The sequence below is a fragment of the Sphingopyxis sp. genome, from assembly GCF_050725615.1.
In the GTDB taxonomy this organism is placed as follows: Bacteria; Pseudomonadota; Alphaproteobacteria; order Sphingomonadales; family Sphingomonadaceae; genus Sphingopyxis.
The window spans coordinates 1-10,944 of record NZ_JBOHHU010000016.1 but is presented as its reverse complement, the minus strand read 5'-3'; the positions used below and the strand labels follow the sequence as shown (position 1 = coordinate 10,944).

10 protein-coding genes and 1 tRNA gene are annotated in these 10,944 nt (G+C 64.1%); 6 read left to right on the top strand and 5 right to left on the bottom strand.

From position 1 onward, the window contains the following. Window positions 1-50: 50 nt before the first annotated feature. Window positions 51-126 (top strand) — tRNA-Lys (locus ACREB7_RS05650). Between the two features lie 375 nt (window positions 127-501). On the opposite strand, the gene ACREB7_RS05645 is transcribed toward ACREB7_RS05650, so the two are convergent. Continuing rightward, window positions 502-1,629: a DUF819 family protein gene (locus ACREB7_RS05645; RefSeq protein ID WP_431591313.1), complete on the bottom strand. Its 1,128-nt coding sequence runs from the start codon at window positions 1,627-1,629 to the stop codon at window positions 502-504. Window positions 1,630-1,659: 30 nt separating this feature from the next. Next, window positions 1,660-2,379, bottom strand: a complete 720-nt coding sequence (locus ACREB7_RS05640; RefSeq protein WP_431591312.1) for an SDR family NAD(P)-dependent oxidoreductase — start codon at window positions 2,377-2,379, stop codon at window positions 1,660-1,662. A 157-nt stretch (window positions 2,380-2,536) separates the two neighbouring features. Between ACREB7_RS05640 and ACREB7_RS05635 the strand changes: the two genes are divergently transcribed. From ACREB7_RS05635 to ACREB7_RS05620, 4 genes are read left to right on the top strand one after another with little or no spacing between them, the layout of a single operon-like run. Then, complete coding sequence (locus ACREB7_RS05635; RefSeq protein ID WP_431591311.1) at window positions 2,537-4,150, top strand: phytoene desaturase family protein; 1,614 nt, start codon at window positions 2,537-2,539, stop codon at window positions 4,148-4,150. Window positions 4,151-4,171: 21 nt separating this feature from the next. Continuing rightward, complete coding sequence (locus ACREB7_RS05630; protein WP_431591310.1) at window positions 4,172-5,332, top strand: nitrilase-related carbon-nitrogen hydrolase; 1,161 nt, start codon at window positions 4,172-4,174, stop codon at window positions 5,330-5,332. A 19-nt stretch (window positions 5,333-5,351) separates the two neighbouring features. After that, window positions 5,352-5,636 carry a hypothetical protein gene (locus ACREB7_RS05625; protein WP_431591309.1) on the top strand — a complete coding sequence of 95 codons (285 nt, stop codon included), beginning with the start codon at window positions 5,352-5,354 and terminating at the stop codon, window positions 5,634-5,636. 13 nt (window positions 5,637-5,649) lie between these two features. Continuing rightward, window positions 5,650-6,594 carry a sugar kinase gene (locus ACREB7_RS05620; RefSeq protein ID WP_431591308.1) on the top strand — a complete coding sequence of 315 codons (945 nt, stop codon included), beginning with the start codon at window positions 5,650-5,652 and terminating at the stop codon, window positions 6,592-6,594. 133 nt (window positions 6,595-6,727) lie between these two features. On the opposite strand, the gene manD is transcribed toward ACREB7_RS05620, so the two are convergent. Beyond that, the gene (gene manD / locus ACREB7_RS05615) at window positions 6,728-8,002 is read right to left on the bottom strand and encodes a D-mannonate dehydratase ManD (protein ID WP_431591307.1); all 1,275 of its coding nucleotides are present in this window, start codon (window positions 8,000-8,002) and stop codon (window positions 6,728-6,730) included. Between the two features lie 47 nt (window positions 8,003-8,049). Between manD and gcvA the strand changes: the two genes are divergently transcribed. Beyond that, window positions 8,050-8,970 (top strand): transcriptional regulator GcvA, encoded by a 921-nt coding sequence (gene gcvA, locus ACREB7_RS05610; RefSeq protein ID WP_431591306.1) that lies wholly within the window; start codon window positions 8,050-8,052, stop codon window positions 8,968-8,970. Here the strand turns inward: gcvA and ACREB7_RS05605 are convergent. Together ACREB7_RS05605 and ACREB7_RS05600 are read right to left on the bottom strand one after the other, a co-directional pair. After that, a complete protein-coding gene (locus tag ACREB7_RS05605; protein ID WP_431591305.1) occupies window positions 8,954-10,432 on the bottom strand; it encodes an aldehyde dehydrogenase family protein in 1,479 nt (492 codons plus the stop codon). The genes gcvA and ACREB7_RS05605 overlap by 17 nt on opposite strands. Before the next feature lie 6 nt (window positions 10,433-10,438). Then, window positions 10,439-10,944, bottom strand: a 506-nt coding sequence (locus ACREB7_RS05600; RefSeq protein WP_431591304.1) for an aminotransferase class I/II-fold pyridoxal phosphate-dependent enzyme, incomplete at its 5' end; no start/stop codon positions are given.

Below are 10,944 nucleotides of genomic sequence, written 5' to 3'. Positions count from 1 at the left end.
GCAGCAAAGGGCCCTGCCCCCCGCTCCAAAGCGCGCCGGAAAACGGCAGTGGACGCATAGCTCAGTTGGTAGAGCAGCTGACTCTTAATCAGCGGGTCCTAGGTTCGAGCCCTAGTGCGTCCACCATTTTCCAACATGATCTCAAAGGCTTGCTCAACGCAGCAGATGAAATCAGCCGCGACTTAAATCTTATAAAGACCTATAAAGTCTGCAATTCGGGAAAATTGGCTTATCCGGCTGGTTCGCTAGCGTCACTCTGCTCCGCCATCCACCTCATCCGCTTTGCAATCATCGACGGCGAAAGCGGATACGGTCACATTCGTGACGGTAGCAGCCCGATAATCCTTACAAGACAATTCGACCCCCATGGTGAAACCGGCGTCAAAGCACCCGATGCTGCGGAGCTCCTTTTGAGGGCGATCCTGCCATTGGCAACGGGACGCCAGTCCTTCGGCAGCGACATCCCCAAATCGCGTTATCCATCGCTCAGCAACCGGGCGATCAATGCAAGAGTTGAAACACCGCCACGCCAAAGAAATTGGCGATCGCCTTGCCCAGCATGCCGGTCGCGATCGCGGGGGTTACCAGCGACTTCCATCCCTTTGACGTCGCGATACCCGCCGCTGCGGCGGCGCCGACGATATTCGCCCCTGAACCGATGATCGCCTCGGCAAGGTCGGAGCGCAGCAGTCTTGCAGCCGCAAGGACGACGGAAACGTGAACGAGGATGATCACCAGCCCGAAGAGGAAATAGACCGGTGCCGAGGTCACGAAGGCGGTCATGTCGGTCGTCGCCCCGATCATCGCGAAGAAGATATACATGACGAACATGCCCAGTTCGAAGTCGCCTTTCAGCGCCCGCATCGGTCCGGGGAAGATATTGGCGATAGCCACGGCGATCAGGGTAACGATGAACAGGCTGTAATGGCCAAATCCGGTCGCCTGCGCGATCCAAGCGCTGGCCCAGCAGATCGCAGCGCTGAGCGCCAGCGCAAAGCTGATGTGGACGAGGTCGAACTCGGGTCGGGCTTCCTCGACCGCCGCGTCCGCCTCGGCCTGCGCATCGACGATCGGCGAGGGAAGCAGGCGCCGAACAAGCCCGATATTCGGCAGCGACACGAGGATCATCAGGCCGATGATGCTGACCGGCGCGCTGGCACTGACCGCGACGGCGAACACGTCGGGCGGCAGGTCGGTAATCTCGGCCATCGCCACCATATCGGTCATGCCGCCGATCCAGGCCGCAGCATAAGTGGCGGCAATATGCGGCCCATATTGACCGAGGTCGATGAGCATGTCGGCGACGATCGCCCCGATGCAGACTCCGACCGCACCGATAAAGAACAGCGGCAGGACGCGGCCGCTTTCGCCCAGGATCCGCGTGAAGGTCGCCTTGAACAGCAACAGCGGAATAGCGATCGGCATGATGATCCCGCCGATGAAGTCATAGGCTGGCGCCTGGTGCGGGATCAGACCAAGGTTCGACAGCAGCACGCCACCGCCGAGAACCCACACGACGGCGGGGATTTTGGAAGCTATCCGGTTCCGTTCGCTCCAGAGGCCGACGAAAACCAGCGCGAGGAGCATGGTCAACAAGGCCGCATGATTGTCCGATGCGATCAACGCCATATCGCTTACCCTATCCTTGTTTCCGACGGCCTATAAGACCGGCTGCGGCTGCCAGTCGCATCCCGTGACCGCGCGGACCAGAGCCTCTGATCGTTCGCCGCGGTCGACACCCAGCGCTTCGAATACGCGGACCGCGTCGGCGCCGATCGGGTTGCGAAACGGCGTGTCGCGGCGCTGGATTGCATCGACGATGTCGCGCGCAGCGATGTCGGGAGCGAGCCCGTCGGTCACGCCCGCGAATTCGGTCGCGACCCGACCCGGCTCGAACAGCAGGACGCGAAGGCCGAGCGGCGCGACTTCGGCGGCAAGGCTCTGGCTCAAGCCTTCGAGCGCGAATTTGCTGGCGGCATAAGCACCGTCATCGGGCAGGCCGACAAGCCCCGACAGCGAGGAGATCATCGCGATCGTCCCGCCGCGCCGCATGTGCGGCACCGCTGCCTTGGTCAGACGCCAGGCGCCGAGCAGATTGACGTCGAGCGTTTCTTTGAACGCATCCTGATCGAGCGATGCCACGGGGCCGCCCAGATGGACGCCGGCGTTGTTGACCAATATGTCGATGCCGCCGTCTGTCGCGACCACCCGGCGAACCGCGTCTTCGCAGCTTGGGATCGAGCGGACGTTCAGCTCGACATCCTTCGCGCCCACCATCCCGCGCGCACCCGAGAATACCGAAGCCCCCGCGCCCCGAAAAGCACCGGCCAGCGCCAGACCCAACCCGCGCGTCGCGCCGCTGATCAATACCGTTGGCATTCCTGTCCTTTCCCTGCAGGCGATCTTCCGCCGCCGCACCGGCCACTTTCATAGGGCGGTAGGCCCAAAACTTCGGATGACAATTGCTAATCCCCCCCGTGAGGGAGCCTAATTTTTCAGCCCATCGCCGCCGCACTACCGTCGTGCCGAACCCCGAATGGGCAGTGATACAGACGAGGCGGCACAGACGATGGCAGAAGCGGACTATGATGTTGTAATCGCGGGTGGCGGCGTGAACGGGCTGGCCTGTGCGGCGACGCTGGCGCGCAAGGGGCTGCATGTCTGCGTCGTTGAGCGCAACCCGTGGGTCGGCGGCGGCGCGGTGACGCGCGAAGTGACCCTGCCCGGTTTCAAGCACGATCTTTACGGATCTTCGCACGTCTGGATTCAGTGCAATCCCGATTTTCAGGAAATCCGCCCCGAGCTCGAACAGATGGGGCTGAAATATATCGAACCGAACGACCATATCACCGGCCATCCCGACAAGAACGGCGGCCCCGGCATCGTCATCTATAAATCGATCGAAAAGACCTGCTCCTCGATCGCCGCCTATTCGCAAGCCGACGCTGACCGGTATCGCGGCGTCTATGCCGATTTCGAGCAGGTCCGCGAAGGCTTCATCAAGGCCTTCTTCTCGCCCCCCGCCGCGCCGTCGGCGCTCGCAAGCGCGCTCGAGACGAGCGAGGCGGGTCTCCGCCGCCTGCGCGAATTTTCGATGTCGGCGCGCGCATGGGTCGAGGCGAATTTCGAGAATGACTTCGTCAAGGCGGTGATGCTCAACTGGGCGCTCGCGCCGCAGATTCTTCCCGATCAGGAAGGCGCCGGCCAGTCCTTCTACATTATGATCCCGGCGATCCATTATTATGGACAGGCGATCCCCGAAGGCGGCAGCATGGAGCTGCCCAATGCGATGGCGCGCTATATCGAGTCCAAGGGCGGCACGGTGCTGCGCGAAGCCCCGATCGCCGAGATCCTGATCGAAAACAACCGTGCTGCCGGCGTCCGACTGGAGGATGGCCGCGTCATCCGCTCGCGGCGCGCGGTCGTGTCGGCGCTCGAACCCAAGCAGACCTTCCTGAAATTCGTCGGCGAAGATCATCTCGAGCCCGGTTTCGCCAAGATGGTTCGCGGCTTTTCCTTCGGCAAGATCAGCATCTGCCGCGCCCAGCTCGCTTTGTCGGAAGCCCCCGAGTTCCTCAACGGCGTCGATATGAGCGCCGCCCCCTTTCACCGGATCGTCGATTCGATGGAACAGATGATCAATTTCTACGCCGAACTCGCCACCGGTAAGCCGCCGAGCGATCCCTTCCTCTGGTCGGCCTGCTGGACCAAGCTCGATCCGACGCGCGCCCCCGAAGGCAAGCATACGCTGATCGTCGACACCTATGTCTCCAACTGGCTCGCCGATGGGCAGACGTGGGACGATATTGGCGAGGATTACGCCCGCAACGTGCTGATCCCGAAACTTCAGCAATATGCGCCCAACATCAACGAAAAGACGATTTTGGGCATGCACGTCCAGCATCGCCACACGCTGGAGGACGCCAATCCCAGCTTCGTCGACGGCACGACCAACGGCGGCGAACGCATCGCGGCGCAACTCGGTTCGTTCCGGCCCTTCCCCGGCTACGCCCATTATCGGGCGCCGGTTCGCGACCTCTACATGACCGGCCCGCACTGTCATCCCGGCGGCGGCATTTCGGCGGCAGGCACGATCACGGCGCGCGTGATGCTCGACGACATGGGCATCGAACCCGCCGATTTCTGGTAATTTTCAAGAAAGGAACAAGCGATGACCGCTTCCAAGAAGATCGACAAATATACGGCGCTCGTCATGCAGCCGCACGTTACCGTGGCCGAAGATCGCGACGGCATCGCGAAGAACCTCGACCGGGCGCTGAACATGATCGATTTCGGCGTCGGCTATTTCTGGGAGCTTCCGGCGAAGCTCGCCGTCTTCCCCGAATATTTCATGCAGGGCGTGACTACGCCGGGCAAGGGTGAGCATGGCATCGACAGCTTTATGAAGAAGGCGATCACGCTCGACGGCCCCGAAATGCAGCGCCTTGGTGACAAGGCCCGCGAATATGGCATGTACATCGCCGGCGGCGGTGTGATCGAACAGGTGCCCGAATTCCCCGACCGCTGGTTCAACACCGCCTTCATCATCGGCCCCTCGGGCGATGTCGTGCTGAAGTATCACAAGTGGCATATCCCGGCCTCCATCGGCCTCGGCACCAGTCCGCACGACATTTTCGACGAATATCGCGAAGTGTTCGGCGGCGACATCAGCCAGCTTTTCCCGGTGATAGACACCGAGATCGGCAAGCTCGGCACGATGACCTGTCACGACGGCTGCACGCCCGAAGTGTCGCGCGCTCTCGGTTACAACGGCGCCGAGGTGATCTGCCACCCCGTCGCACTACAGGAAGTCGAGGGCGTTTCGGAGCCGTGGGATTTCTGGGTCTTCACCCGCCGCACCCGCGCCCACGACAATATGGCCTATGTCCTCGGGTCGAACTGGGGCACCGTCGATTACGACTTTTATCCTAAGGCTTTCTGTCCCGGCGGCAGCTTCGGCATCGACTATACCGGCATGATGATGCGCCACGCGCCCTATCCGCAGGAACAGGTGCTCGGCGTCACGATCGACATCGAGGGGCTGCGCGAGCATCGGTCGCGCTGCAACCACAATACGTGGGTCGACGTCCGCACCGAGGGGTTCCGCCAGATTTACGACAAGCCGATCTATCCGGCGAACCAGTTCCCCAGTGGCCGGCCGCCGCGCACGCTCGCCGACAAGATGGGCCCGGTGAAGGAAGTGTTCCGCGACCTTTACGGGCGCGGCCAGTTCACGCCGCCCGCCGGCATGACCGTCGACGACATGGCGAACCAGCACGAGCGGCGCGTCAAGGCGGCGCAGGCCATCGGCACGCTGAAGCGCGACGACTGACGGCAAGGGAGGATTGTTCATGCGCGTCGTCAGTTCGCTCGCCGACATCGATTTCGCCATCGGCCGCATCGCGCGCGCCGGGGGCGACCTGGTCATCGAAAGCAGCGAGGACAGCACCATCGCGACCAAGGTCACGGTCACCCCGGCCGACGCGCGGCGTTCGATCGGGGCGTTGCTGACCAGTCCCTCAGTCTGGCGCTTCCTCGTGACATTGCCCTTCGCGTCGTCCCGGCGCGCTGCGCCCGGCCAGGGTGACGCCTGGGCAGAAAGGCGCCGCCGCACGGGCCTCAACAAGCCGTGGTAATCCGGGCGGCGGCATGACGATCGTCTGCTTTGGCGAGATGCTGCTGCGCCTTGCTCCCGCTGGCGGCACGGCGCTGGGCGAAGCCGATGGCCTGACGCTGCACGTCGCCGGTGCCGAAGCGAATGTCGCGATTTCGCTGGCTTCGCTCGGAACTGCAGCGCGCATGGCGACCGTGTTACCGGACAATGCGCTCGGAACGCGGGCGCTGCACACGCTGACCCGGTACGGGGTCGACACCACCGCCTGCCTTCGGCGGCCCGGGCGCATGGGGCTGTTCTATATCGAATCGCCGCGCGCGGGACGAGAAGGCGGGTTCTTCTATGACCGGGCGGGATCGGCCTTCGCCCGCGAAGCGGCCGCGCTCGACTGGGACCGCGCGCTCGCCGGTGCGACATGGCTGCACCTGTCGGGATTGACGGCAGCGCTCGGCGATGGCGCGGTGGCAGCGATGCGCAACGCCGTTGCTGGCGCAAGAAGACATGGCCTGCCCATCTCCTTCGACTGCAACTTCCGCCCGCTGCTGTGGCAGGGCCGCGACGATGAGGCCGCGTCCTTGCTTCGCGAGTTCGCCGGAGCCTCCCACCTCCTCTTTGCAAGCGACTGGGACGCCCGGCTTCTTCTGGGCGGTGAGGCGACAGCGAACGACCTGCTTTGCGCGCTCCCGTCGGTGCAATGGGTCGCCTCGACCGATCGCACCCGGCACGGCGATACCGACCATCTCGGTGGAGTGCTCGCCACCCGCAACGGGATGAATAGGATCGCGCCGAGCCCGATTACGCCCTTTGTCGACCGGGTCGGGGCCGGCGACGCTTTTGCCGCCGGCCTGCTCCATGGGCTCGCGCGCGGATGGGATGACGCTGACGCGCTTCGCTTCGCGCATCGGGCCTGTCAGCTGAAACATGGCATTCCAGGCGATTTCAGCACCCTGACCGAACGCGAGGTTGTGGGGGCCAGCTGACGGGCCAGCCGCCCGTCGGGTCGCCATCGCCGAAAGGCGAGCATGACGAGGAACACCATCGCGTCCGGATTATCCGGCACCGCATAGAGCGCGGCCGCTCACGCGATGGGCACCTATCGCGTGCCGTTCACCATCACCAATGCCAGAGCGTTCCGTCCGCCAGCCGGTTCACGGGCAGATAGGCCGGCTGGTACGGATATTTGGCAGCCAGCGTCTCGTCGATATCGACACCGTGGCCGGGCACGTCACCGGGATAGAGCATGCCCTTGTCGAAGCGATAGGCATGCGGGAAGACCGCGTCGGTTTCCTCGGTGTGGCGCATATATTCCTGAACCCCGAAGTTCGGCACCCATATGTCGAAGTGCAGCGCCGCGCCCATGCACACCGGCGACAGGTCGGTGGCGCCGTGGCAACCGGTCCGCACCTGATAGAGCGACGCCAGATCAGCGATCCGCCGCAGATGCGTGATCCCGCCGGCATGAACGACCGTTGCGCGGATATAATCGATGAGTTGGTTCTGGATCAGGTCCTTGCAGTCCCAGATCGTATTGAAAATCTCGCCGACCGCGAGCGGCGTGACGGTATGCTGACGGATCAGGCGGAACGCCTCCTGATTTTCTGCCGGGGTCGCGTCCTCCATCCAGAACAGGCGATAGGGTTCGAGCGACTTGCCAAGCCGCGCCGCCTCGATCGGAGTCAGGCGGTGATGGACATCGTGCAGCAGATGATGGTCGAAGCCAAAGCGGCTGCGCAGTTCCTCGAACAGCTTGGGCGTATGATCGAGATATTTTTCAGTCGACCAGATATTTTCGGTCGGCAGCGCGGCGTCGGCGGGCTCATAATACATTTTGTCCTTGGCAACGCCATAGGTGGAGGCGAGGCCCGGAATGCCCGACTGGGCGCGGATCGCCTTGTAACCCAGGTCGATATATTTCGCGACCTCGTCGCAGGTTTCCTCGATGTCGCGACCGTTCGCATGACCATAGACCATCACCGCCTCGCGGCTCTTGCCGCCGAGAAGCTGATAGAGCGGCATCCCCGCCGCCTTCGCCTTGATGTCCCACAACGCGGTATCGACCGCCGCGATCGCCGCCATCGTGATCGGCCCGCGGCGCCAATAGGCCCCGCGATAGAGATAGTGCCAGATATCCTCGATCTGATGCGCATCGCGCCCGATCAGGCAGGGGATGACATGGTCCTCAAGATAGGACACCACGGCCAGCTCGCGCCCGTTCACCGTCGCATCGCCGATGCCATACACACCGTCGTCTGTCTCGATCTTCAGGGTCACGAAATTGCGTCCGGGACAGGTGACGATGACGCTCGCGCGAGTAATTTTCATGGGACGCTCCGACCACTTTGTGTATGACGATTTCCGATGCCTATGAAGCCACCGTGGCGTTGACAAACGGCAGTTATTTATCGGGGCAATTAGCTCCCCTCATGGACGGTTGAATGGTGTCGAGAAAACTCCCTCCCCTGCTGGCGCTCCGCGTGTTCGAATGCGCTGCGCGTCACCTGAGCTTCACGCGCGCGGCGGAGGAATTGTGCGTCACGCAGGCCGCCGTCAGCCACCAGATCCGCGCGCTCGAGGAATGGTTCGGTCAGCCGCTGTTCCGCCGCCTCAACCGCGCGCTCAAGCTCACCGAAGCCGGCGAAAGGCTGGTCGGGCCGTTAACCAGTGCCTTTGACTCGATGGCCGACGTCACCGCCGACGTCGCGGCTGGCGACGATCGACAGGTGCTGAACGTCGCGGTTCTCGACAGCTTCGCCAGCGCGTGGATTCTTCCGCGGCTCGCCAATTTCCACCAGCGCTTTCCCGACATCGATCTGCGCTTCGTCGCGCGACCGATGGAGGAGGATGCCCTGGCAGCGGGTGATGCCGATGTCGAGATCCGCTACGGTCAGGGGCATTGGCCCGGAATGCATGTCTACGAATTTCTGCGTGAGGATATTTTTCCGGTGTGCAGCCCCTCGATCCTCGAGGGATGCGACCCGCCGGTCGGGTTGGCCGACCTCGCGCGCTTCGACCTGCTGCACGATGTCATGGCGATCGACTGGCAGCATTTCCTGGCGAATTTCGGCGTCACCTCGATCAACGTCCGGCGCGGCTTCGGTTTCAGCCACTCGCATCTGGTGATCCAGGCCTGCATCGCGGGCAACGGCTTCGCGCTCGGTCGCGAGGCGCTGGTTAGCGGACCGCTCGAACGCGGAGAGCTGGTGCGGCCCTTCACGGAAGCTATGCCGTCCGACCAGTCCTATTACATCGTCTGCCGGCACGACGACGCCGACACGGCGGCGGTGAAGGCCTTTTCCTATTGGTTGATGGACGAGGTCGAAACGCTGGGGGCGAAGGCGATCACAGCCGCAGCATGACCGAGCGTGGCTCGGTAAAGGCCTTCAATCCTTCGAGCCCATGCTCGCGCCCGATTCCCGAGCGTTTGACGCCGCCGATCGGCATCGCCAGTTCGGGAATGCCATGGTCGTTGATCCAGATGATCCCGGCTTCGATCTCTCCCGCGAGGCGCAGGGCGCGACTGGTGTCGCGCGTCCACAGGCTCGCGGCGAGGCCATAGCCGCTGTCGTTGGCAAGCGCGATCGCTTCCCTGTCGCCGTCGAACGGCGCCACGACCACAACGGGTCCGAACACCTCTTCCTGCACGATCGCGCTGTCCTGCGCCGCGCCGACGATGACGGTCGGAGCATAGAAATATCCGCACTCGCCGACCGGCCGCCCGCCGGTCACCACGTCGGCGCCGTCCGCCCGTGCCTGCCCGACCATGGCATCGACGCGGCTGCGATGCGCACCGCTGATCAGCGGGCCCATCGTGCTGGCGGGGTCGAAGCCCGGCCCCAGCCGATAGCCGTCGGCTGCGGCGCGAAGCGCCTCGACCACGCGGTCGAATATCGCGCGCTCGGCATAGATGCGCGAACCCGCGACGCAGACCTGTCCGGCGTTGGAGAAGATCGCCTCGGCCGCCGCCGGCAGCGCCGCGTCGAGATCGGCGTCGGCGAAGATGATAAAAGGCGATTTGCCGCCGAGTTCGAGCGACAGGCGCGTCACATTCTGGGCGCTGTCGGCGAGCAGGCCACGCCCGACGGCGGTTGACCCGGTGAACGAAACCTTCGCGACCCCCGGATCGCGAACGAGCGCCGCACCGACGTCGCGCCCCGCCCCGGGCAGGATATTGACGACGCCGTCCGGAACCCCTGCTTCCTGTAGCAGAGCGCCCAGATACAGCGAGGAAAGCGGCGTCAGTTCGGCAGGCTTCAGGATGCACGAACAGCCCGCAGCCAGCGCAGGGGCAAGTTTCCACGCCGCCGAGACCAGCGCGCCATTCCACGGCGTGATCAGCGCGGCGACGCCGACCGGATCGTCGCGCACAAACCCATGATATTGGCGCCCCGGCACCGATGGCTCGAATAGCTGCCCGCCGATCTTGGTCACCCAGCCGGCATAATAGCGGAAGGTTTCGGCGGCATGCGGGATCTCGCCGTGCAGCGCCCCGCCATAGAGCTTGCCGCCATTGGCGGTTTCCAGTTCGGCGAGAATCTGCGCGTCGCGCATCATCAGGTCGGCGACCTTCAACAGGATCGCCTGCCGCTCGGCCGGGGTCTTGCCCCGCCAGCGGCGGTCGTCGAACGCCGCGCGCGCCGCGCCGACCGCGTCATTCGCATCGGCAGCGGTCGCCATGTGCACCTCGCCCATCCGATCCCCGGTCGCCGGATCGAAACAGGGCAGCAGGCCGCCTTGCCGCCCCGCCTGCCATCGCCCGTTCACGAGGAACGGGCGGGTCGAAGCGAGAAAGTCGATCGTCGACGCGGACAACTGGTGCATATGCGATCAATCCTGCATGTAGGAGAGCAACGAGGCAATCACCCTGTCGTTCTGATGCGGCCGTCCGACGGTGATGCGCAAGCATCCGGCGGGGCCGCCGGCATGAACCGGGCGCGGGATGATGCCGTTCGCTTCCAGAAAAGCCGCCGCACCGGCAGCATCATGCCCCTCGCCCGCAAAGCGCAGGAGATAGAAATTGGCCGCCGAGGGGATGAACTCGATCCCGCTGCCCGCGAAGGCGGCGGCGATCCGCGACAGCTCGATACCATTCTCGCGCCGCACGAAATCGGCGTGCGCCGTATCGCGCACAGCCGCCTCCGCCGCCGCGAGAGCCGCAGCGTTGGCGTTGAACGGCGTCCTGATCCGCTGCACCGCATCGACGACGCCGGGCGGCGCGTACATCCAGCCGATCCGCAGCCCGGCGAGGCCGTAGAGCTTCGAGAAGGTGCGCGTCATTACCACGTTCGCGCGCGTTTCGACCAGATGCTCGCCAGCGTCAAAATCATCCGCAT